Origin of the sequence: Synechococcus sp. UW106, from assembly GCF_900474015.1 — a bacterium.
In the GTDB taxonomy this organism is placed as follows: domain Bacteria; phylum Cyanobacteriota; class Cyanobacteriia; order PCC-6307; family Cyanobiaceae; genus Parasynechococcus.
This window is the reverse complement of the sequence record NZ_UCNV01000003.1, coordinates 83,553-105,406: the sequence shown is the minus strand read 5'-3', so window position 1 is coordinate 105,406 and position 21,854 is coordinate 83,553. Positions and strand designations below refer to the sequence as shown.

Here is a 21,854-nt window from a genome sequence, read left to right as displayed (position 1 = left end):
AACCCAGGTGGCCGACAGCACGGTGAGAGGCATCCTGATTGAGCGAAATTTCACCCAGTTTGTTGTCTTCGCGGAAGACAGCATCCTGTCGGCGCTGAGCAAGATCACGGCCAACCAGTCACGCCTGATCTTTGTTGTCTCTGAAAGCGGCATCCTCCAGGGTGTCCTCACTGATGGCGACTTCCGCCGCTGGATTGCCGGTTGCGGCGAGATCGACCTGAACCGGCCGGTCACCGCCGCCATGAACGCCAACTGCCGCTCGGCTGCCGAGGGCACCAGCGCAGGTGATCTGAGCGCTTTACTCAACTCACGCATCATCGCGCTGCCCCTGCTGGACAGCCATGGCCGCATTGTCGCGGTGGCCCGACGTGCCACCGATGGGCTCCAAATTGGCTCCCATCGCATCGGCGATGCCGCCCCTTGCTTCCTGATCGCCGAAATCGGCAACAACCACAACGGCGATCTCGTCACCGCTCTCCAACTCATCGATGCAGCCCACGCAGCGGGAGCGGACTGCGCCAAGTTCCAGATGCGGGACATGAGTCGGCTCTACCGCAATGCGGGAGACAGCAACGACATGGCCTCGGATCTGGGCACCCAATACACCCTGGATCTGCTGGCGCGCTTTCAGCTCAGCGACGATGAGCTGTTCCGCTGCTTTGATCACGCCGCCAGCAAGGGGCTGGTACCCCTCTGCACCCCATGGGATGAAACCAGCCTCGACAAGCTCAACCGCTGGGGGATGGAAGGCTTCAAGGTGGCGTCGGCAGATTTCACCAACCACGCCCTGCTCTCCAGCCTTGCGGCCACAGGCAAGCCCCTGATCTGCTCCACCGGCATGGCTTCCGAGGTGGAGATCCGCTCCGGCATCCGTCATCTCCAAAATGAGGGGGCCGGGTACGTGCTGCTCCACTGCAATTCCACCTATCCGACCCCATTCAAGGACGTCAACCTGCGCTACCTCGAGCGTTTGCGTGACCTGGCCGAGGCTCCCGTGGGCTATTCCGGCCATGAGCGGGGCATCGAAGTGCCCATTGCCGCCGCCGCCCTTGGCGCCGTGGTGATTGAGAAACACATCACCCTCGATCGCTCCATGGAAGGCAACGATCACAAGGTGAGCCTGCTGCCCGATGAATTCGCCCAGATGATCCACGGCATCCGCCGGGTGGAGGAATCGATGGGCAGCAGCGGCGAACGCAGCATCAGCCAGGGCGAAATGATGAACCGCGAGGTACTCGCCAAGAGCCTGGTCGCGACCTGCGACATCCCCGCCGGCATGGAGATCACCGAAACGATGGTCGGCATCCAAAGCCCGGGGCAGGGGCTGCAGCCCAACCGTCTGGAGGATCTGATTGGGAAGACGTTGCCGGTGAGCAAAACCTCCGGGGACTTCTTCTTCCCCTCAGACCTCGAGACCCCGGCAGCTGCCCCGCGCGCGTACCGCTTCCAACATCACTTCGGTGTTCCGGTTAGGTATCACGACATTGAGAGTTTTTCAGCCACCAGCAATCTCGACCTCGTTGAAATCCACCTCAGCTACAAGGACCTCGAGATCAACCTTGATCAGGTGCTGCCGACACAACAACAGCTCGGCCTGGTGGTGCACGCCCCTGAACTCTTTGCAGGCGATCACACCCTCGACCTCTGCAGCGCTGATCACGACTATCGGCGTCACTCGATTGAGGAACTCCAGCGCGTGGTCGACATTTCCCGTGACCTACGCCGTCGCTTCGACTGCCCCGATCCCGTCCTTCTGGTGACCAACGTTGGTGGCTTCTCAGAGCACCACCATCTCGAGCGCACTGAGTTGCAACCGCTACGGCAACGCCTGATTGACAGCCTTCAGCAGATCAACACAGCTGGCGAAGTGGAGATCATTCCCCAGACCATGCCTCCTTTCCCCTGGCACTTCGGTGGGCAGCGGTATCACAACCTATTTGTCGACACCGACTTCATCCAAAAGTTCTGTCAAGAAACGGGCATGCGCGTCTGCCTGGATGTGTCCCACTCCAAGCTCGCCTGCACCCACCTCAATGCCTCCTTCAGCACCTTCCTCAAGGCGATCCTTCCTTTTACTGCGCACATGCACCTGGCCGATGCGAAAGGCGTCGATGGTGAAGGCTTGCAGATCCACGATGGTGAAATCGACTGGGTCCAGTTGTTTGCCCTGATGGACCAGTTCGCCCCCAAGGCAAGCTTCATTCCCGAAATCTGGCAGGGCCACAAAAACAACGGCGAAGGCGCCTGGCTCGCGCTCGAACGTCTGGAAGGCTGTATTGAGTCCAGCCCGCAACGGCAGGTCGCGTGATTCAGCTCAAACCGAGCCGGATTGTTCTGCATTGCGGGCTGCATAAAACGGGCAGCACTTATATCCAGCGGAACCTTCAAACCAACCGCGAGCTGCTACTGGAGCAGGGGGTGCTGTATCTCGGACCCAAGACCTTCAAAAAGCGTTGCTCCGAGTTGTGGCGTCACCTGCAATGGGGCCGTTGGGATCGCAAAACGTCCAAAAGCCTGAGGTCACAGACCAGAGCCACTCTGCTTGAGCTGGCAGGGGACCATCCAGAATCGATCCACACCCTTGTTCTGTCTTTCGAGGCCATTTTCGGCACATTGCGCAGCGGCCTTGCGGAGCCCCCACGCAGAAAACCTCGCAATAAGGAACACAAGACGGGCTTGTATCGCTATGCCAAGTCGCGCACCAAACGCTTGATGATCGGGTTGGAAGACAGTCTTGAAGAACGTTCTATCGCGTGGACCATCCTGTTTGCCAGCAGAAGCCATGAAGCGTTTATCCGCTCATGCCATACCCAGCTGCTCAAGGAAGGGCGACACACTCCCGAAACAAGCCACTTCGAAACGTTCCGACGAACAGCCGATTTCTCTTACACCGACCCCAACCACCTGGAGGGGAGCCTCTCAAAGCTGAGTGGAAAACGCGACCTTAGTTTCGTGAGCATCAACTATGAACAATCCAGCGATCCTCATGAGCCCAAGACCTTTTTGTGGAATGTGCTGAAGCAGGCCCTGCCCGAGCAAGCCGACCAGCTCAAACAGCAGCTGGAAGCGAACACGGACAACGTCAACCTGCACAAAACCACCAATCCAGGGCTGAACGAACGGGGGATTGAACTGGCGATCCAGGCGCGACCACTGTTCAGCCGCAGCGAATGGAAGCTATTTCGTAAATTCCTCGAAAAAAATTTCGCCAAAGGCCGTTAATCCATGGCACAACCGCATCACTTCATCCGGATGAAACGCCACAGCCTTCTCTATGGGCGGGTACCAAAGGCGGCAAATTCCTCGATCAAAGCGGCCCTATGCCGCTTGCTCAGCGAAAGGCCTCCCAAAGGCACCAAAACGACCTCTGACAAGTTCTGGCAGCACGAAACCAATCAGGAAACAGAGCTGATCACACTGCGCCGTGCCCGCAAGTACCGGCGCAGCCATTTCAGCTTCAGCTTCGTGCGCAACCCGTTCGATCGACTGATCGCGGCTTACAACAACAAAGTGATCGAAATCGAGGAGCCACCTCTGCCGATGCAGAACATGGGAATCACCCATGGCATGTCGTTTAACGCTTTTCTCGATGTCTTAATCGAGACTCCCTTCAAGCACTATGACGTTCACGTTTTGCCCCAGAACCAATTGCTTTGCATCGGCAATCAGATCGTGCCGAAGTTTGTGGGACGCGTTGAACAGATCAACGAACACTGGGCTGAACTGCGCAACATCCTGGCCCGACGTGGGATCGATGTGATGGAGTCTTTACCTCAGAAGAATGTGCGGCGCAGTGATCGCAGCGGCCTGCAGAATCACTTCAACAGTGATGCTCTGATCGAAAAAACAATGCGCATTTATGGGGATGATGTGCGCCTTTTTTACAATGATGTGTCTGTGGATCACTTGATCCAAAATGCGCCCCTGCCGACGATCAATCCCTTGCGCAGTACCGGATTGAAGCTGTCGAACTGGCTCAGGACCCATGGCTTCCGTCGCTGATCGGACAGGTTGGCTGGACACCTGGCGTTGCAGGCATCAGATCAATCGCAGCCTGCAGGGACGGCACGACCAAATAGCGGCGGTCTACCGCTCTCAGTTGCCCACCTTCATCATTATTGGAGCGGCCAAATCAGCCACCACAAGTCTGGCTACGGCGCTGCGACGCCATCCCCAGATTCAGATCAGCAAGTCGATGGAGCCGAAATTCTTCGGCCGGCACTATCTGCGGGGCTGGAAGTGGTATGCGAATCAATTTGCGGCGGATCCGCGGCGGCCCCTGCGGGGTGAAGCCAGCACGATGTACACCTCGTCCTATGGCTCCTACGCCAGAACGCCGGAGCTGATCCACCACCACCTCGGCCCCATTCCGCTGATCTACCTGGTGCGCCATCCCCTGCGACGGATTGAATCCCACTGGCGGCACTGGCGCGGACGCATCAAGAATTGCCCGTCATTTGATCAACTCCTCCGCTCGCCTCGCCTGAGGCAACGCGTTGTGGAGGCCTCGCTCTATCACCAGCAATGGCAGCGCTACCGACGCTGGTTTCCGCAGCAGTCGATGCTGAGCATCACCACCGAAGAACTCAGCGCGCACCCGCAAACCAGCCTGCGACGCATCCTGAGCTTCATTGGTGCAACCCCGGATTGCTCCAGTCTGCTGGAAAAAGGCGAACTGCCGTTGATGAATCCAGCGGGATCCAAAGGGCGACGCGAGGTTGCTGCCCCCAGCTGGAACGACGAGCTCAAACAGCAGACGATTGCCTTCATTCGGCCCGACAGCGAACAGTTCCTAGCCAGCACAGGCCGGCCCAGCACCACATGGGAGTGGGACTAAATCAATCCACTGAATCCATCCTCGGATCAATAGAGCTGATCCAGCCACTGGCCAAGCGGCTGCTGAGGCTGGGCAGGCGAGCTGGTGATTTCGAGGATGCGACCACAGGCACGCGGCTGCTCCAGAACGTCTAGACACACCTGGGCCACGAGGCGCCGAGGAATGCTGTTGCTCTGCTGTTGATCCGCCTCCGTCACCAGCACGCCCTCCGTGGTGCTGCGGCTGTCGTCTTCGCTGAGGCCTCCAGGCCGGATCACGGTCCAGTCCAGACCGCTCCGTTCCAGGCAGCGCTCACCAACCCGCTTCCAAATCAGGATCAAGCCAAACAGGTTGAGGGGATGCAGCCAACGGCCGGCACAGAGAGAGCTCACCAGCACAACACGCTGCAAACCCAGGGAGCAGCAGGCCTGCAGCTGGGCCTGCACCCCCCAGGCATCCACCTGCAAGGGGCCCGCCAGGTTGATCGAAGGGCGAGCACCGGTGGCGATCACCAACTCAGTACAACCCTGCAGCGCATGGAGCAGTGCTTCCGCCGTGTCCAGCTCCAGCCGACGCACATCAAGGCGCCCCTCCTGCTCGGCTTGGGCAAGGGCAGGGGGCAGCACGGAAGCGGGCCGAACGATGGCTCTGACCGATCGCCCCCGGTTGAGCGCCTCGTCGACAACCCGCCATCCGGTTTTACCAGAGGCGCCTGACACCGCCAGTTGAGTCATCCCATCCAAACTCGTCTCCCCACCAGTCAACAGACCAGCGTCAAAACCAGACCAGTCAGAATCAGCGCGAAAGCCCTAGCCGCATGAGTACGGATCAACTCCGGCAATTTTTTGCTCACATCTCCAGGGATCCATCCCTTAAGGAGCAGGTGCTGCAGGCCGTGAGTGCCGATGCTGCCGCCCAAATTGCCCAAAAGCTGGGCTACGAAGTCTCTGGCGATGAACTGCTGCGGTTCTCCGGCAAGAGCGCGTCGGGCGTCAGCGTCACCAAGATTCAGCACCCCGGCGAATACCACTAGAACAGCTGCAGCAGTTCAAGCCATCCCGTGGGGCATCACCGCGACCAACTGGTGCGCCTGCTGCAGGAGAGACCCAGCGATCCAGGCCTCCAGAGGCTGATCAACCAAGTGGAACAGGAGGATCCCGCCGACATCACAACCTCAGCGAGCTTGCTGCGAGGGGTCTGGGAATTGCGCTGGAGCAGTTCCAAACAACCATGGCTGAAACAGACCGCCGGGCTGGAGAACCTGCAGGCGCTGGATCCAGAGCAGGGGCGCGGCTGCAATCTGCTGCGGCTTCGCGCCCCCTTCGGCGCACTCGGCGGCATCAATCTGCAAGCCGAGCTGCAAATCGCCGACAGCAAGAGGGTCGAGGTGCGCTTTCGACGGGGAGGCTGGATGGGGCCATTCCTGCCGAACCGGCAACAGTTGAGCCTGATGCGACAGGTTCAGCAGAGCACTCCGGCCTGGCTCGACATCACCGTGCTGGATGAAAAGCTACGGATCTGCCGCGGTAACGCAGGAACAACATTCGCGCTGCTGAGGCGCAACGACTTGAACCTGAGTGAACTCTTGGGCGTATGAGGAGTCGCAAACAAGGCTGGAATTTGCCAACCACCTGAGCCAGAACCGAAGGGCTTGAATTCGTCCTGATGGCACGCCTTCTTCAGATTCTGCAGGGATCCAGCAACAGTGCCGATCTGGCGGCATGGACTGCCGTGATCTTTGCCTCGATCACCGCACTTGTGATCTGGGGTCTTTTCAACGCTTACCCCAACATGCTTTAGGCGGTACCAACTAGCGAAATGGGTCCTGTTCGTAAACAGCCGAACGCAAGGTGGGGCCTACATAACGGACGGGATCCTCACCATCTGCCAGGAGTTCCGTGGACCATTGATAAATACTGGAGTCGGGGTTAAAGCCACGGAACACAACATTCACAGTCTGCCCCGGCTGAACCGCCGGAGTGAGTTGGATGTTCAAAACCCCTTCCAAATCTGAGACAACAGCAGAGGCCAAACCAGTTGCTCCTTTACCGCGAAGCGAGTAGTCGCCAAAATAAACCCGAGGTTCTGATTGACCCCAGTCCCACTGATCAATGTTGGGCAACTGACGCAAAACAATCGATCTCAAAGCATTGCCTGCATCCTCAGGAACTACAACAGTGATTGTGGTGCGATTGCGCAATCCTTCTGTGGCTTCAGGGTTATGAATCATGACCCGCGTTGGGGGTCGATCAAACAACGATTGTGCAAGCGACGGCGCCTCCAGCAACAGCATCGGAGCCAGTAAAAGCATCGCCATCCACTGTTGCTTCACCCAAATAACCCGACGAATGAAACAAGATTAGCCAGGGTGATCAGGTCAACATTGCAGGCCGAAGTGTCAGCCATCGACCGGCTTCAGCAATGCCTGGCCAACAAGGATTCGACCATGCCGGTGTGGCCTTGAAGGGCATAGGCCTCGACTTCACGGCGACGCTGCAGGGGCCCCAGCGACTGGGTCACCTGCAGCACATGGTCGACCGTGGACGGGTCGAGATGGTGGGCAAAAAATTTGTCGACCTGAGCAGGGCTGAAACCACCCTGCGACTGCAACATCAAGCTGATGGTGGACGAGGACGGCGTGTCCAAACCAGCCAGACAGTCCTGAACCACATGGATGGCCTCATGGGTCAGCACATCCAACTGAAGCCCTGGCTCATCGCGCAGCCCCTGCGACAAACACAGTCGGTTCACGCCCATGTTGTAGGCAGCTCGTTCGGCTCCGGGGCCACAACGATCAAGGCGATCAATGACAACACCAAGCCGCTGAAGCCGATCGATCAAATGATCCGTCCGAGCTGAAAGCGAAACCGCATGGGCAGGTGCGCCCCAGGCAACCAGCAATGCAATGGGGAGCAGCAGACGGGAACCCAGCAAGCGAGACGCATCAGACGCAGGCCGAGCCTAGGCCTGCGCTCAAACCCGCTTCCAGTCAGCTCACCACCCAAGAGCCGCCTGAATTGCAATGCAGACCTATGGTTCTGAGGTGAGAGGGAGACCTCTTCGGGCGTGGTTGCTTGATTTGGTGGGTGGTGTCACGACCTACCGCCTCTCTCACACCTCATTTGACAGCTGGCGATCCAAAGCACAGCAGGACGAGAGTGGGTACTGATGCTCTGGAACCCCACCGTCAATCCGTCGTAAGAATCGAATCATCAGCCCAGAGGAGGCTGCAATGTTCGAGGTACTCAAGGGTCACACTGGAAGCTGCCAGCGCAGAACTTGCCTGAAGTGGGAAATCAACGGCGAGCTGTCAGCTCTCGATCGTCAGAACTTGATGCAGCTGTTGTGTCAGGTGGACAAGCAAGCCTGTATCGACGATGTCGACATTAACCCGGAGACAGGCATTGAGGGCCATTGATTGAGCATTGGCTCTCAACTTGCATTTGGCTTTCCGTCGATGCGCCATGCAGAGGCAGCTCATCAATCCATCGGAACACTGAAGCCACAACTGAGGGGCCAATGGAATGGGCTCAGGCCAAGCTTCAGTGCTCTTTGAATACATCAACCGGTCTGAGGGTGCCGGTTTTTGTGCGTATTGGGCTTGAGGAGAAGCCCCCCCCCCCGCATTTGCGAGGGGCAGCCTTCCTCGTTGAAAATCAGCTGTATGCCTTCGCGATCAGGGGGCCCGCCTGCTCGTCTGCCAGCACGGGGGTGACGTCCCAATCGAGGCACTCTGCCCACTCCGCAGCGTGCTCATAACAAGCATCAGCGTTGTCAGACTCCACCAGAATCCAGCCCTCTACGGAGCCAGGCGCATGAAAACGCTTCCATGACTTGCACTCGGGGAAGGGCGCACCCGTCGCCAGGAACTTCTTGGCAGCAATTTCGTGGTAGCCGGTCTTGAACGACCAGTGCATCAAAAAAGTCATTGAAATGGTTGAAGCCGACGAAGATTCCCACACATCCGAAATCTTGTCTGCAAGTCAAATCACGTCACCACAGGGGTAGTGAACAGCGCCGCCAGCCAAACGTCACAGTCCGGTTTCTCCGGCAGGGGATTCATGCTCAAGTCCGTGCTTGGCAAGGCCAAGAGTCTGGAGGCATCAATCTGCGGATCGGTAGGCATCGGCAGCATGCCGTTCTGTTGTAAGTGAAGTGCCACGAAACCTGGTCCCCATACGACCCCCGCTGCAAACAGCCATGGCCAAAAGGGAGATTTCACGAGAAGGTCTTGCAAAGCTGCTTTTTGAACTCAGCGAGGCTGTTCTACGGATTGAAATTTAAGGCCTGATTACGTCCTGATTAAGCAAATCGGCCTGTTGGGTACCTAAGTCTCAATTGACTGAATTGGAGGGATGACAAGAGAACACAAGGGCATCAAGGGTCAGGGTTCAGACATGGCGATCTGACTTGCTCTCTCTTCGCAGATTTGACGGAATCGTTGTTACGACGCGATCAACTCAAGCCAAAACAATGCGGTTAGCGCGGTGGCGCCAACTGCCAAAGCGAACCATTGGTCTTTGAGGGTGCGAACCACGTTGCCTGAGCTGCTGCCCCAATAAACCAAGCTTTCAGAAATGAGCCAGCCCCACGACCCACTGCTGAACCATCAGCCGTAGCAATTCATTCTTGTTCGACCCTGCAGGCTCTACCCCACTCAAACAAAACATCAACGATTCTCTGATCCAAATTCAAGATCAACAACGATCAAACCAGCCAAGGGAACCAACAAGACAGCCTCTAACCTCTAGGCCCTGGATGAAAAAGATAACGACACGAGCCAACAAACAAGAGAATGTCATCACAACGGCATGCGTGAAATTCTTACTCAACTTTTCAGGCTTTTGATTGGCTCGAAACTCGATTCCATCAACTCGATCTAGGTCGGCATTCTGGTGGAGCCGCCTTAACAAAAAAATGTCGAACCATTCATGAATGCATGACGACGTCAGTTTTCCCTGCTTCCCCAGAGGATGATCAGAACTCACTTTTGGGCCCCTTGGACGACTGGATCACTGAGTTCTTCCGCAGAAGGGCGCAAACTCCCTAAGCCCAGCCCATCGCGCTAGACAGGCGGACCCAGCAGTTGCCGCTGACATGGGTCCGCGTCCCGAGCTAGGTGCATGAGTCCGGGACGCAAGACAAATAAGCCAGTGAAGCCAGACGATTCAGCGAAATTCGATACCAACCGGGGTTGTTTGTAACTAGCCCCAATGCGGAAACCACGCGGGGACAAGACCCACACGCGATAGCCCCAGGACAACTGCAACGATCCCAAGCTTCATCCCCACCAGGATCCCCGCGTACTTCCAGCTGAACAAGGATTTCGTCTTGGTCGTCACAAGGCTCATCGGGTTACCCCACATCATGCGCCCTTTTTTTCTGCGGGCCCTGATGAGCAGCTTCAATCCTCTGCAGAACGCTTCCGACGGCGAGCACGATCGCTCAGGCCAATGATCACCCGCGTGATCCCCCACGCCAGTGCAACACCCAAAACGATCGAGAGCAGTGTCTCCAAACCACATCTCTTGAGGACACCGGCAAGCACCGGATGCCCCTCAATATGCCGTTCTGATCAAGCGATGCGTTCGGACTGTTGCGATCAGTCGCGTGAGTTCACGTCCTTGTCTTTGGGTGCCTCTGTCTGCCTCTGAGGCTTGGCGGCCGCCTTGGAGGCCAGAGAGGCTTCCAGGCGCTGAAGCTGCGCTTCGCGCAGTGCGCCAGAAATACTGAGGGTGCGGTCAGTCATCGATTGGCGTTCACGACGGCGGCAGGCACATGGCCTTATGCGATCGAGGGGGCGCCTGCAGATCTGAGGACCGATGAAACCTAGTCACTCAGCACCCCACGTCCAGGGAGCAAGATGCTTACGTCATCGTCTTGCAACACATGGGGCTAACCGACCTCAGGGGCCAGCCCATTGGTATCGGCCAGGTCGGTCCCCAGAGAGTGCAGCCCACCATCGTGTGACAGAGCTGGTCGACGCCATAGGTGAAGTACTGACAGGCCATGCAGAGCACACCTCCCTTAAAGCTCCCGCTCGTCGACACTGAGGCTGACGCACCCTTGGTATCGCCTAGGCACTCAATTCAGAATTTCTTCCGTGAATCTTCGGGGAGCATTGCCGCAATAGGCATCTCAGCACCCATAGCTTCCTTAAAACAGTTCTCTTTTCCTCATGTGCCCACCAGACCTGTCGAGTCTCAAGTGGGGGAATGACGGCGAGTTGTCTCCCAATGACACCCTCAGCCTGGTGGAGAGACTGACAAGAGCAGAGCAAAAGTCCGAGGGAGTAGACGAAACGACTCTCAACTCCAGTTCCATCTCCCAGGGGGAGCCATTACAAGAGTCCTGATAGAGGGCGACTGACGGGCATGTCAGAAAGACAGTTCCGAGTCGAAGAACTGAACCCTTTTTTGGAATGGCACCTCCACACGATTGAAGCTTCGCTGGAACTTGCCTCTGAATCAGCAACGAGGATCGCCAGGATGATCGGCAGGAAAACCAGGGTGCTTAGCAAGGATGGAGCAGTCCTGTTCGAGCTGGATCCAGTGGAGAAGAGGAACTAGAGCCGTTTCATCAAGGGATGAAGTCGCCATGCATACGGAGTTCGCAAGCTCGAAGAGCAAGGTCGACGGGAAGAAGCAAAAAGAAAACCCCACTCCCTAGCCACTGAACGAGGGCGACTTGGAATCCGAAACGAGCCCATCCACGAGCCTTCTGCGGCTTACCTCCACGAGCTACGCCTCTTACGGCCAACGGTGTATCCGATGACCAGGCCTCCCGCAGCTCCAACACTCCCCGCCGTTAGCGCAGTGACCTGATCCTTGGTGAGTTAGCTGGCCAGGCTTACCGAAAGCCCCAGAACCAAGAGCATTCCCGCGCCTGTGAGCACTACATCCAGCCCGAGGCTTGGCTGTCTGTAGACAACTGGCTTGGGTGGTTCTCCCTTGAACGCACGATCTGCATCGGAACGCGCGTCATCGATTTCTCGTTGCAGGCGGTCGATGTCCTTTTTGGGGTCAGTCATCAGGCGTCAGCAATCCACTTGCAGGCGGCCACGGTTAATGGCGTCCAGATGGCGGAGGCAAAAGCCAGTTCAAAACCAAACATGGGTTGTCTTGTCTCTGAACCAACCCTCGCCGTTTTCCCCGGGAACCAACTCCCCTAAACGAGTGGTTATTCGGCGGTTTCCGTCCCCCATCTGGTCATTGAGGAAAGCCCTCGCCGCACTAGTGGATGCAGCACCGCCAAACTGTGTTGAGGACCTTGCCCAACGCCTCGATAAAGTTGTGGCGAAGCATTTGCCTGTGGATTTGCGGCACTGGCGATCATGCGTCAGCAAGAGATTAATTCACTCAGATCAAAAGATTAGACGAACTAAAAATCACATAACTGACAATGAGCAAGGCAAATACTGAGGCACTACCTGCCAGATTGAAGCGCCATGAATCTGTTTTTAGCCAATCCCTATAGGCCTTAGCCAGCAGCGGGACGAGAAGCCAACCAGTCAAAGCCACGGTGATTGCAGTACTCAACAACAAATTTAGAGCCAATGGCAATTTCCCCAAGGTGTCAACACTGATCAAGCTCAGCAGCATCACGGATGGGTAGAGAGCAAGCCACACCAACAAGTTCATTTTCCAGACGGGTGGTGAATCTGGTAGCTGGGATGTCAGCCAAAGATCAAACGAAGGCCGATGAATTCCGGATTGAAACCAATGAACAAATCTGGCTTCTGCTTGATTCAGCAAACGCCTGCGAACGGGACTATCAATCCATTCGAGGCATGATTCAATATCACTAAAACGCAACCTGATATTATATTGAACCATCTCTTCTCAAGTCGCCGATATGTTATATCCTGTTCAATGAAGCCTCTTGACTGCAAAACTGCTTGCTTCAATGAATCCTGAAGTTATTTGAACTCAACATGATCTGATTGGCGCACCTGAGCTTGGATTAAGTAATCAAATTGCTCGGACGATTCTCTTGCCGACATCGACCTTTCGCAACCGACAAATCATATCCCCTTGATCTTCCCTTTACAGAACCGCCTTGTCTAGAGCTTGATGAATGGACTTAATCACCGAGCCAGCATCCGCTGCAGTTCGATGCAGACCTTCCATCAATTCGATTCGTCTAATAACAAACTCGCTGGAATGGCGGTCGACACCTCCGCCATCATGGGGATTACCCTGCGAATCCCCACGAATTCGCGTCCCCCATCCGGTTAGGCACCATCATGCAGCAAAAACCACGACATTGCTGACGGGGTGGAAAGTGAGGTTGTGTCGAGAGATGGATGGCGATAACAACAGCACCCCCTGCCTTTCCCTTACGGGTCTTATATAGCTTTCAGCCAATAGGCATCAAATTCCCGAAATGTATTCAACTAATCACAAAAACAGCTTGTCGCCCATGTTCTCCCACTTTTACCGAAGACGAACATTGCTCGATTTGCTCAATGTTCTCTAACATACCTAAAATTTGGATTGACCGCTACCTTGACTAGTGCTCTGGCTTCCATTATCCACGCAGCAGCTTCTTTCTCAGATACTGGAATCAGTTGACGAGCTAAAATCAACATAGCAGGTGCAAGAGCGAATATAGATACATTAATTGCATGCCGCTTGATTGGCAAAGAATGTTTTTCTTGCAATCACTTTACAATAGACGAATTGTTTTCGGAATTCATTCTGTTCATTAATCTTTTAGGTGTTGAATGATTTGATGTATAGTACAAATATTCATACCCCGACCCCATGGGAAAGAATCCATACTCCGATCTTCCTAAGAGTGCTTTCTGGAAGACTGGGGTTGCTCAGGAAAATCCATATGCGATAGAAGGTATTTATAAGAAGAAATTCAAGATCCCACCTAAAGCGAGAATCGCTACTGCGGGGTCTTGCTTTGCACAACACATATCTCGCTATCTAAAAAAGAATGGATACAACCTCTTAGATGTAGAGCCACCACCACCTGGACTTCCAAAAAATTTGCATCAGATGTTTGGATTTTCGATGTATTCTGCGAGATACGGGAACATCTATACAGTGCGTCAGTTATTACAGCTTGCCAAAGAAGCAGCCGGTGAGTGGGCCCCTCAGAACTATATATGGAAAAAAAAGGGGAAGTTCTATGACGCATTAAGACCTGCTGTTGAGCCCGGAGGTCTTGACACATCAGAAGAAGTTACTGAACATCGCAAGTTTCATATTTCAAGAGTGAAAGAGCTATTTAAAAATCTTGATTTCTTCATATTCACACTTGGCCTCACTGAAATGTGGGTTCATAAGGATTCAGGTACTGTTTATCCAACCTCACCTGGAACTCTTGCTGGCGATTTTGATGGGGATATTTTTGAGTTCCAAAATCCTCATTTTGGATTCATCAATAATGATATGAGTGAGTTTGTGCAGGTACTCAGACGTATTAGAGGAGGCAGGGATTTTAAAATGATTTTGACTGTGTCTCCTGTGCCTTTAACTGCAACAGCAAGTGAACGTCATGTTTTGGCAGCTACCATGTATTCAAAGTCAACATTGCGTTCTATAGCAGGTCTATGGGCAGACAAGCCATTTGTTGACTACTTTCCCTCTTATGAGCTAGTGACGAATCCAAGAATGAGCTCATGTGGCTTTTCCCATAACCTCAGATCAGTGAGAGATGAAACAGTGGAAACCGTAATGAAACATTTTTTTGCTGAACATCCCATAATTAAATCAATAAGCAAGAGTTCAAATTCACAGCGATCTCTTCCACAGAAGATTGATGACGTGCAATGTGAGGAAGCACTGCTGGAAGCATTTGGGAAATGAATATATTAGTAATTGGCAATTCTCATACCGGAACATTCAAACTTGGGCATGATGCATTAAGAGATAAAATCCCTGATACAATTAAATTTAAAATTTCTGGAGTTGGAAATCCCATTCTTGATAAATGGAAGTTAGTAGATTCAGCTGTTTATCCAGTTGATGATCGTCGTTCTGGCGACAATTCTCCATATCATATCGACAATTATGACCTAATTATAATATGCGCAGGCTACAGCGTAAGCGATCCTAGATTGCTGTATGATACAAATATTCAGTACCTAAGCAAGAATGTTTTAACTGAGGTCGTCAAATCTTGCGAAGACCCAAGATCTCAACATTCCAAGCACTCTCCAATCATTAAATCATTATTGAATGATAGTGAATGTTCTAATAAAATATTACTAGTTGGATCTCCGTATCCTTGCGTTTCACTGTATGAAAATTTTCATGCCGGAGTGCCGCTAAAAAATATTCGCCCTCCTTTGCAAGGTTTGTATAAAGGCATGAGTTCTGGCCCAATAGATTATTGCAGTCAAGTTCATAAAAAAAACTATTCATCATTGAAATCTATATGCGATTCTTTTTTGTCAGTCAATCCTAGAATACGTTACTATTTCCCGCCGCTCAACACTCTCGATGAAACGACTTTGTTCACAAAGAAAGATCTAATGGGATCCGATGGACTTCACGCCAATACCGAATATGGCAAAATAATATTTTCTGATATTCTTTGCAAAATCTCAGATCATTATTATCTTTAATTTTGGCCTTTCCGCTCTAAGTTCTTGTTTAAAAAACTTGACTTTATCTTCTTGTCGTCATTGTTTATAGCGACTGATATCGGAATATCATTTTAGAAGCACGCAATTGTTTTTTACGATCCCAAATGTCCATATTACTAAGTGCGATATATATCCTCTTAGAATGAGCCTTTAAACGACCCGTCTTGGGTCAGATATTTCTACCATAAAAATCTTCTTTTCTCATCGGTTATCGGTTATCGATAAATAGTGGTCGTTTGGATTTCTCAGCCAGTCGGTTCTAGTCGTTACTTTGTATTCTCCTCGACAAGTCGCGAGTGGATGCAGGCACGAAGTGGCGTGCAACTTGGGCAGTTGGAAAAACCTTCACAATCCGTTCCAGCCCTCAGGCAACCAAGCCTTTGACCCGTAGCTCAGCAATCAGTTACTCCATCAAGAACAAGGTAATACAAATATCGCTTGTCATAGGTCAACCATGATTGCCATCAGTGTTCAATTTTGACTAATCATGCTTCTTATGGATGAAGTCAACAATTCCCAATACAGGGAGACGCAACTGGTTAGTCCAGGCATGGATCAAGTTGCTGGGGTGCAGCTGAACGCATCATCAAGCACCTAGGCATCTAAAATATTCTGTGATTTCCACACAGAAACAAGATGAAAGGAATAATACTCAAAGATTCACGGTTTTCTGCATGAAATAATCAACTGCAAACCCCGGCAAAAATCGAGACATAAGAGATCCTGCATAGGCTGGATAGGTAACAAGGTATCTTTGTTTAGGGTGATCACTTGTAATCGCATGAAGCACTTTTTCGGCGACATACCTAGGGCTTAAGGTAAACCGTGAACTTGTTTGTGGCTTAGCAGGCTTTCTCTTGATTGCTTGCTTATAGTCACTATAAAAATGATCATCTATTGACAATCTATTTTGAAGGTTATCATAGGCATTTCCGCGAAAACTTGAGAGGATTGGACCCGGCTCTATGAGGCTTAATGCAATGCCAGTATCGCTGAGCTCCATTCTTTGGGCATTAGAAAGAGCTTCAAGTGCATACTTAGAGGCGCAATAACCACCTATCTTTGGCCCTGTAAGAAAGCCATACATCGAACTAATGTTAATTATCCTACCCCATCCTTGATCGCGGAAAACAGGAATAAATCTATTCGTAAGCTCTTGGAGGCCAAAAACATTTACCTCAAATTGAAGCCTCAAATCATCGCGCGAAAGATCCTCAACGGCTCCGGGTATTGCTATACCTGCATTGTTAATTATTGCACCAATTCCAAGCGGTGATTTGCGGATTAAACCTGAAACACAGTTGTCAATAGATATCGAGTCGCAAAGATCAAGCCTCAGGGCATCAAAGCCGTTTAAACGTAGTTGTTGAAGATCAGTTTCAGACCTGGCTGTTGGAAATACGTTCCAACCCAGTTCACGGAGATAATTTGAAATTTCTTCACCGATTCCGGAAGAACACCCTGTGACAAGAATAGCTTTGGAATGTATTTTAGATGCTTTCACTCAAGAGATCAAGTCAGAACCTAGCCTAACCAAAACTAGTCTAAATAGCCAAAGCGAGGCTATTAAAAAAAATCTGTAGGATTTTGATTCAACCTGACTACACGAAACTACCAGGAACTAAACCTAAGGTTTAGCCCATTTATTCTCAACATGCCTTATCAAAAGTGAGCGAGCGGTGGATACCTTTTCGCGGTCATAGGTGGGCAGGTGGCACGCCATACATGACGGTATCCAGGCTGTGATTCGCGCAACCATCAGCAATCCGGCCCACATCTCGTGTATGTCTCGGCAGCGTAGGCCAAGTGGCCATCAGCCCTTCACATGCCTTGCTCCACAACAACCAGGCGTTTCCGCATCACGTCATGATGCCTGCAACATCGTTCGGATCAACGCCAGCCCATTCGCTTCCCTTGCATTCATCTTGCCCGCTCGAAACAACGGACATCAGCTGCCTTGAAATCACCCGCAGTAGATCCCGTAGGTCCGCCCGTTGCGTTGAACACCGCATCATCAGCAACACCCTTTGTGGTGGCTGGTGTCAATCGCCATCTAGCCAGCCATAACCGGCTGCAATTTGTCCAACGATTTGTCCAAAACCTGAAATCTGCCCTCCGTCGTAACGGCAGAGATTCCAGTTATGGAAATGCTTGAAGGCTCCTTCCAGGGCCCATAAGTCATTTGCTGGGCATCATTTGGCTACAACAAACTAACAAATGTTCGGATTCTTAAAAGTGTCAGCATAATTAAGGAGTATGGACTTGACCAAAATCCTGATACTGAAGCAACAAAAAGCCCCTGCAATTACTGGGGCTTTGGGAGCTTAGAGTTACACACAAAAGGGGGCAATTAAATCAACAACCAAGAATCGGTATTAACAAAAATTTGTCGAAAAAACAGCCGTGCACCCTTACATTTCGGTTGGCTGGAGTTAATGTTAAAGCATTAACAACAGGTAGTTGTTGAACCGATTTGCGTTGCGCTGGAGTAGGTGCACCACCAAATCGAACTTTAACATCGGCTAAAACTCTTGTATCGAATGCTTCGTCATAGGAGACATTCACACCAGCTGTTAATCCATTGCTGATCTCATAAGCCAAGCGTCCATGCACACCAGAACCATCAACTTCTTCTTAATCGCGGTGTTGATAATAATAGCCAACTGATGCTTTTAGAACTGGAGTAATGAAATAACCAGCATCCAAGCCATAGGTGTTCAGCGGACCAGAGCCATAGATACTGTTAAGTCTCTGCTCCACGTCACCAACTGGAATCAGTCCATAGCCCCGTTCAAGGTCCAGCTATTGGAGACCGCTTATGCATTCAGTGCGATCTGTTGGAACCCGACAGTCTTCTTGTTGGTGACACTGACACCTATATCGGCATTGCCTGATTTCTGTGAACGGCTGTCATAACCACCATTCAGCCCATACATCCAACTGCGGTTGCCATTGAGCCAGCGGTAACCGAGGCGGGTTGACGTTGAGAATCCACCAGCGACATCGGTGTTGATGATGCTGCTCTCACCATCGCGGTCCCCAAAGCTGGCGTTGACCAAGGCATCAAGGAACCAAACGCTGTTGCCTCGAACTGACAGTGGAAGGAACCCACCGATCCCTGCTTGGTTCGGTGTACCAGCACCTTGCAGTGCGCCCTGGAAGCCAATGGTGGGTTTGACCACATCCTTGAGGCTGATGCACATCACATCGCCTAGGTCTTCTGCAGTGCCTTCCTGTGCCTTCAAAGGCAACGGAGCCATAGCGATAGCGGAAGCCAGAAGTCCGATGGAAAGACGGCGGAGCAGCGGACAGGTTCGATTCCACGAATGATGCCGAAGGTATGGTCAGTCGTCACGCATTGCTGTCACCCAGCCTCAAGCGTCCAACCCATCACCTTCTGCCAAGCAATAAAAAACCCCGCCATTGCTGACGGGGTGGTGTGTGTGAGGTTTTGTCGGGAGATGGATAGCGACACACACAGCGCCCTCCTGCTTTTCCCTTGCGGGTTTTGTATGGCTCTTAGACCACCAACTCAGGTTGCGAAGCAAAAAGGTCATCACGACTGAGATTGAGCACAGTCGTTAGAACATCGTTGTCAGCATCACTGATCAAAAGGCTGCTGCCATCCTGCGTGAATTCGAGGCTATAGCCATTAGCGTCAATACGATCATTTTGAACGATAGAAAAATCGCGAATAATATCATTCCCCCTCGAGATTTTGAAGGTATCGGCATTGGAACCACCCGTCAGAATGTCGTCTCCTTTACCGCCGCCCAAGGTGTCATTACCAGACCCACCAATGAGCTCATCGTTGTCCTTTCCTCCGTAGAGTGAATCGTTTCCAGATCCACCGATGAGGATGTCGTTGTGATCTTTTGCCTTCAGGTAATCGTTACCTGATCCTCCTTTTATTACATCGAGACTACCGGCACCCTGGAGGATGTCATCACTATCGCTACCAGTGATTTCATTCGGCTCTTCTTCGTCGATAACTGAGATTGGAAGAACTTGAGAAAATGACCTTGTCGTGTAAAAATCATTAGTGAATGGATTGGCAAATCCAACAACACCAGAGGCGAGGTCGTCTTCTACAGAAGATGAATCACCACCCTCGGCGGCATCTCCCCAGGTGATAACGGAGCCGTCGTCCTTGAGTGCCGCCATAGCATCCTGAGTTGAGACGATTTGGATGACACCAGATGTGAGTTGATTAGCGACAGCCGATGAGTCACCAGCTTTATACCCCCAGGTGATGACAGAGCCGTCGTCTTTAAGAGCCGCAAAGGCATCGCGCGAAAAAAAGATTTTGCTAACGCCAGAGGTTAGGGAGCCGGCAACAACAGAGGAATCACCACCGTCATCTGCGTCCCCCCAGGTAATGACAGAGCCGTCTGTTTTGAGTGCCGCGAACGCATCTTCGGTAGCGAAGATTTGGCTAACGCCAGAGGTTAGGGAGCCGGAAATATCGAATGGCTCACGACCATCGTCGTAGGAGATAACGGGATCACCACCATCTACTGGATCCCCCCAGGTAATGACAGAACCGTCGTTTTTGAGTGCCGCAAAGGCATACCGATTGGAGAAGATTGTACTAACTCCTGAGGTTAGTGAGCCGGCAACAGCGGATGAATTACCGCCGTAATCGGAGTCCCCCCAGGTGATAACGGAGCCGTCGGTTTTCAGTGCCGCGAACGCGGCTTCGGTAGAGAAAATTTGGCTAACGCCAGAGGTTAGGGAACCGGCAACAGCGGAAGAATTACCGCCGGCTTCGGCGACTCCCCAAGTGATGACAGAGCCGTCGGTTTTCAGTGCCGCGAAGGCTGATCCAGTCGAAATGATTTTGCTAACGCCAGAGGTTAAGGAGTTAGCAACAGCAGATGAATCGCCGCCGTGATCGATTAGATCGTACTCGTCGACTCCTCCCCAGGTGATGACAGAGCCGTCGCCTTTGAGTGCCGCGAAGGCCCGAGAGTTGGAGTAGATCGTACTAATGCCGGAGGAGAGGGAGGAGACAACGGAGGTGGAATTACTACCGTATGCTTCACTACCCCAAGTGATGACGGCGCCGTCATCTTTAAGTGCCGCAAAGGCACCATAAGTAGAAAAAATCCGTTTCACACCGGACGTAAGGTCAACTGCCGAAGAATCGCCACCGTCATCTGCGTCCCCCCAGGTAATGACAGATCCATCGGTTTTCAGTGCTGCAAAGGCGGAAGCGCCGTTAGAGAAGATAGAAACGACACCGGACGTAAGGTGTTGGTCAACTGAGGAAGAATCACCACCATTACCGGCGCTTCCCCAAGCGATGACGGAGCCGTCATATTTCAATGCTGCGAAGGCGTCCTCATTAGCGTATTCATGGCTAGTTCTTCTGGGCTCGATTGGGCGGATGGGTGTGTTTGTTATAAAGCTACCGAGTTGATGATTCCAGGCCAATTGTTGGCTGGCACAGATTGGCAAATCTGGAGCGTGCGACTTACTTTTTGTTTTACTTACATTTGTTAGTCTCCAAAAACTACCTCCTTCTTTAAGCCTCCCTAGCGATTGATCGGTTGTCCACACGGTTGCTCCAGTCAGCTTTTCTATAATCCGTACAAATGCATGGTCGGAGCCGGTAAAGCAGCTCCAAAGAGCAAGATCATTAAGCCTCCAGTCAGCGACAAGATGTTGATGCCTTAAAAGAGCATCTTGTTCAATATTTTCGCCAGAAAACTTCAACATTCCAGGACTGCCATGACTAACGATATGCAATATTTTTACGGGACTGCCTTGAGCGCGTCGATTGGCCAATATTTCGCTGACTGCTACCAGTGGATTTTGTTGACCATCAAGCCACACAACAGGAATCAACGATGTAGCAAGAAGAGCACGAATTTTTGGACATTCTCCATCTGCTATGAGAAGACTCCCAGCTGGATCAGAATTCACCGCGTCAAATTTCTCTTGGAAGACTTGAGCCATTATTTCAAATATCAATTACTTATACTAAGACCTCAATAACAAAGTCGGAATAGCAAAAACTTGATCTTAGAATAAATTGACAGAATGCTAATATCGATTAATGAGCCCCCCTGCAGCGATTATCTTGAAGAGTGTCATTTGATCCCTGTGTGATGTGTGGGACTCTCGCCCCGTGAACACACCATCTCCGTTTCAACTAGGGATCACTTTCCCCAACCAAGGGATTTATTCAGCGGGCTTTCTTCCCCCAAGTGGTTAGAGGCTCACCCCAGGTGCCAACCCAGCAGCCTGTCCTGCTCTTCCACCATCAGGAACGAATAAAGCCAGTCCAGCAGCAGCTCATCCACCTCTGTCGCCCCAAGCTCCTAAATGCCTTCTGACAGCAAGTCCCTGAAAGTGTCAAGGTCATTGGCGCGTAGGACATAGACAAGTTCGCCCATCAGGAAGCGAACTTGCAAGTGCCATGTTATTTAC

Annotated in this window: 20 protein-coding genes and 1 pseudogene; 10 read left to right on the top strand and 11 right to left on the bottom strand. The window is 52.2% G+C overall.

The window, feature by feature from the left end; all coding sequences use genetic code 11:
* Positions 1-22 precede the first annotated feature (22 nt).
* The 4 genes from DXY30_RS01840 to DXY30_RS01825 are packed head-to-tail and all read left to right on the top strand — an operon-like array spanning position 23 to position 4,837.
* A complete protein-coding gene (locus tag DXY30_RS01840; RefSeq protein ID WP_170951107.1) occupies positions 23-2,308 on the top strand; it encodes an N-acetylneuraminate synthase family protein in 2,286 nt (761 codons plus the stop codon).
* Positions 2,305-3,222 carry a hypothetical protein gene (locus DXY30_RS01835; RefSeq protein WP_115093143.1) on the top strand — a complete coding sequence of 306 codons (918 nt, stop codon included), beginning with the start codon at positions 2,305-2,307 and terminating at the stop codon, positions 3,220-3,222. The genes DXY30_RS01840 and DXY30_RS01835 overlap by 4 nt, the downstream gene beginning before the upstream one ends.
* Positions 3,223-3,225: 3 nt before the next feature.
* Positions 3,226-4,002 carry a sulfotransferase family protein gene (locus DXY30_RS01830; protein WP_115093142.1) on the top strand — a complete coding sequence of 259 codons (777 nt, stop codon included), beginning with the start codon at positions 3,226-3,228 and terminating at the stop codon, positions 4,000-4,002.
* The gene (locus DXY30_RS01825; RefSeq protein WP_115093141.1) at positions 3,986-4,837 is read left to right on the top strand and encodes a sulfotransferase domain-containing protein; all 852 of its coding nucleotides are present in this window, start codon (positions 3,986-3,988) and stop codon (positions 4,835-4,837) included. Before DXY30_RS01830 ends, DXY30_RS01825 begins: the two co-directional genes overlap by 17 nt.
* Before the next feature lie 26 nt (positions 4,838-4,863).
* Here DXY30_RS01825 and DXY30_RS01820 read toward each other — a convergent pair whose 3' ends face one another.
* On the bottom strand, positions 4,864-5,550 hold the full coding sequence (locus DXY30_RS01820; RefSeq protein ID WP_115093140.1) for an SDR family oxidoreductase: 687 nt from the start codon (positions 5,548-5,550) through the stop codon (positions 4,864-4,866).
* A gap of 83 nt (positions 5,551-5,633) precedes the next feature.
* On the opposite strand from DXY30_RS01820, the gene DXY30_RS01815 reads away from it, so the two are divergent.
* The 3 genes from DXY30_RS01815 (at position 5,634) to DXY30_RS14510 (ending at position 6,616) form a co-directional block, all read left to right on the top strand.
* Positions 5,634-5,849, top strand: a complete 216-nt coding sequence (locus DXY30_RS01815; protein ID WP_115093139.1) for a Nif11-like leader peptide family natural product precursor — start codon at positions 5,634-5,636, stop codon at positions 5,847-5,849.
* A gap of 27 nt (positions 5,850-5,876) precedes the next feature.
* The gene (locus DXY30_RS01810) at positions 5,877-6,413 is read left to right on the top strand and encodes a PAP/fibrillin family protein (RefSeq protein ID WP_115093138.1); all 537 of its coding nucleotides are present in this window, start codon (positions 5,877-5,879) and stop codon (positions 6,411-6,413) included.
* Positions 6,414-6,481: 68 nt separating this feature from the next.
* Positions 6,482-6,616: a hypothetical protein gene (locus DXY30_RS14510; RefSeq protein WP_255453091.1), complete on the top strand. Its 135-nt coding sequence runs from the start codon at positions 6,482-6,484 to the stop codon at positions 6,614-6,616.
* Positions 6,617-6,626: 10 nt separating this feature from the next.
* Here the strand turns inward: DXY30_RS14510 and DXY30_RS01805 are convergent, their stop codons facing one another.
* Together DXY30_RS01805 and DXY30_RS01800 are read right to left on the bottom strand one after the other, a co-directional pair.
* Entirely contained in the window at positions 6,627-7,133 is a 507-nt protein-coding gene (locus DXY30_RS01805) for a DUF2808 domain-containing protein (protein WP_115093137.1), read from the bottom strand.
* 98 nt (positions 7,134-7,231) lie between these two features.
* Positions 7,232-7,750, bottom strand: a complete 519-nt coding sequence (locus DXY30_RS01800; protein ID WP_115093136.1) for a hypothetical protein — start codon at positions 7,748-7,750, stop codon at positions 7,232-7,234.
* Positions 7,751-8,048: 298 nt separating this feature from the next.
* On the opposite strand from DXY30_RS01800, the gene DXY30_RS01795 reads away from it, so the two are divergent.
* Positions 8,049-8,234: a hypothetical protein gene (locus tag DXY30_RS01795; RefSeq protein WP_115093135.1), complete on the top strand. Its 186-nt coding sequence runs from the start codon at positions 8,049-8,051 to the stop codon at positions 8,232-8,234.
* A 238-nt stretch (positions 8,235-8,472) separates the two neighbouring features.
* On the opposite strand, the gene DXY30_RS01790 is transcribed toward DXY30_RS01795, so the two are convergent.
* The 5 genes from DXY30_RS01790 to DXY30_RS13480 form a co-directional block, all read right to left on the bottom strand.
* Complete coding sequence (locus DXY30_RS01790) at positions 8,473-8,745, bottom strand: DUF3303 domain-containing protein (RefSeq protein ID WP_115022469.1); 273 nt, start codon at positions 8,743-8,745, stop codon at positions 8,473-8,475.
* A gap of 1,475 nt (positions 8,746-10,220) precedes the next feature.
* A complete protein-coding gene (locus DXY30_RS13860) occupies positions 10,221-10,364 on the bottom strand; it encodes a hypothetical protein (protein WP_170951097.1) in 144 nt (47 codons plus the stop codon).
* 54 nt (positions 10,365-10,418) lie between these two features.
* Positions 10,419-10,565 carry a hypothetical protein gene (locus DXY30_RS13855; protein ID WP_170951096.1) on the bottom strand — a complete coding sequence of 49 codons (147 nt, stop codon included), beginning with the start codon at positions 10,563-10,565 and terminating at the stop codon, positions 10,419-10,421.
* A gap of 1,086 nt (positions 10,566-11,651) precedes the next feature.
* Positions 11,652-11,846 carry a hypothetical protein gene (locus DXY30_RS01765; RefSeq protein WP_115093130.1) on the bottom strand — a complete coding sequence of 65 codons (195 nt, stop codon included), beginning with the start codon at positions 11,844-11,846 and terminating at the stop codon, positions 11,652-11,654.
* Positions 11,847-12,174: 328 nt separating this feature from the next.
* Positions 12,175-12,651 carry a hypothetical protein gene (locus DXY30_RS13480; RefSeq protein ID WP_137006768.1) on the bottom strand — a complete coding sequence of 159 codons (477 nt, stop codon included), beginning with the start codon at positions 12,649-12,651 and terminating at the stop codon, positions 12,175-12,177.
* A gap of 930 nt (positions 12,652-13,581) precedes the next feature.
* Between DXY30_RS13480 and DXY30_RS01755 the strand changes: the two genes are divergently transcribed.
* Both DXY30_RS01755 and DXY30_RS13475 read left to right on the top strand, forming a co-directional pair.
* Positions 13,582-14,637, top strand: a complete 1,056-nt coding sequence (locus DXY30_RS01755) for a GSCFA domain-containing protein (RefSeq protein WP_115093128.1) — start codon at positions 13,582-13,584, stop codon at positions 14,635-14,637.
* On the top strand, positions 14,634-15,398 hold the full coding sequence (locus DXY30_RS13475; protein WP_137006767.1) for a hypothetical protein: 765 nt from the start codon (positions 14,634-14,636) through the stop codon (positions 15,396-15,398). The genes DXY30_RS01755 and DXY30_RS13475 overlap by 4 nt, the downstream gene beginning before the upstream one ends.
* Positions 15,399-16,071: 673 nt before the next feature.
* On the opposite strand, the gene DXY30_RS01750 is transcribed toward DXY30_RS13475, so the two are convergent.
* The 3 genes and pseudogenes from DXY30_RS01750 to DXY30_RS01740 all read right to left on the bottom strand — a co-directional run bounded on the left by DXY30_RS01750 (position 16,072) and on the right by DXY30_RS01740 (position 21,380).
* Positions 16,072-16,923: an SDR family NAD(P)-dependent oxidoreductase gene (locus DXY30_RS01750; RefSeq protein ID WP_115093127.1), complete on the bottom strand. Its 852-nt coding sequence runs from the start codon at positions 16,921-16,923 to the stop codon at positions 16,072-16,074.
* 851 nt (positions 16,924-17,774) lie between these two features.
* A pseudogene (locus DXY30_RS01745) lies at positions 17,775-18,724 on the bottom strand (carbamoyl-phosphate synthase).
* Between the two features lie 214 nt (positions 18,725-18,938).
* Positions 18,939-21,380 carry a DUF4347 domain-containing protein gene (locus tag DXY30_RS01740; RefSeq protein ID WP_115093126.1) on the bottom strand — a complete coding sequence of 814 codons (2,442 nt, stop codon included), beginning with the start codon at positions 21,378-21,380 and terminating at the stop codon, positions 18,939-18,941.
* Positions 21,381-21,854: the final 474 nt, after the last annotated feature.

What these genes read in the sequence shown, in the direction of transcription:
- DXY30_RS01755 (WP_115093128.1), top strand. Translation starts at nt 13,582, where the DNA reads ATGGGAAAGAATCCATACTCCGATCTTCCTAAGAGTGCTTTCTGGAAG.
- DXY30_RS01795 (WP_115093135.1), top strand. Translation starts at nt 8,049, where the DNA reads ATGTTCGAGGTACTCAAGGGTCACACTGGAAGCTGCCAGCGCAGAACT.
- DXY30_RS13475 (WP_137006767.1), top strand. Translation starts at nt 14,634, where the DNA reads ATGAATATATTAGTAATTGGCAATTCTCATACCGGAACATTCAAACTT.
- DXY30_RS14510 (WP_255453091.1), top strand. Translation starts at nt 6,482, where the DNA reads ATGGCACGCCTTCTTCAGATTCTGCAGGGATCCAGCAACAGTGCCGAT.
- DXY30_RS01740 (WP_115093126.1), bottom strand. Translation starts at nt 21,380, where the DNA reads ATGGCTCAAGTCTTCCAAGAGAAATTTGACGCGGTGAATTCTGATCCA.
- DXY30_RS01825 (WP_115093141.1), top strand. Translation starts at nt 3,986, where the DNA reads ATGGCTTCCGTCGCTGATCGGACAGGTTGGCTGGACACCTGGCGTTGC.
- DXY30_RS01830 (WP_115093142.1), top strand. Translation starts at nt 3,226, where the DNA reads ATGGCACAACCGCATCACTTCATCCGGATGAAACGCCACAGCCTTCTC.
- DXY30_RS01790 (WP_115022469.1), bottom strand. Translation starts at nt 8,745, where the DNA reads ATGACTTTTTTGATGCACTGGTCGTTCAAGACCGGCTACCACGAAATT.
- DXY30_RS13855 (WP_170951096.1), bottom strand. Translation starts at nt 10,565, where the DNA reads ATGACTGACCGCACCCTCAGTATTTCTGGCGCACTGCGCGAAGCGCAG.
- DXY30_RS13480 (WP_137006768.1), bottom strand. Translation starts at nt 12,651, where the DNA reads ATGGTTCAATATAATATCAGGTTGCGTTTTAGTGATATTGAATCATGC.
- DXY30_RS01805 (WP_115093137.1), bottom strand. Translation starts at nt 7,133, where the DNA reads ATGGCGATGCTTTTACTGGCTCCGATGCTGTTGCTGGAGGCGCCGTCG.
- DXY30_RS01820 (WP_115093140.1), bottom strand. Translation starts at nt 5,550, where the DNA reads ATGACTCAACTGGCGGTGTCAGGCGCCTCTGGTAAAACCGGATGGCGG.
- DXY30_RS01815 (WP_115093139.1), top strand. Translation starts at nt 5,634, where the DNA reads ATGAGTACGGATCAACTCCGGCAATTTTTTGCTCACATCTCCAGGGAT.
- DXY30_RS01765 (WP_115093130.1), bottom strand. Translation starts at nt 11,846, where the DNA reads ATGACTGACCCCAAAAAGGACATCGACCGCCTGCAACGAGAAATCGAT.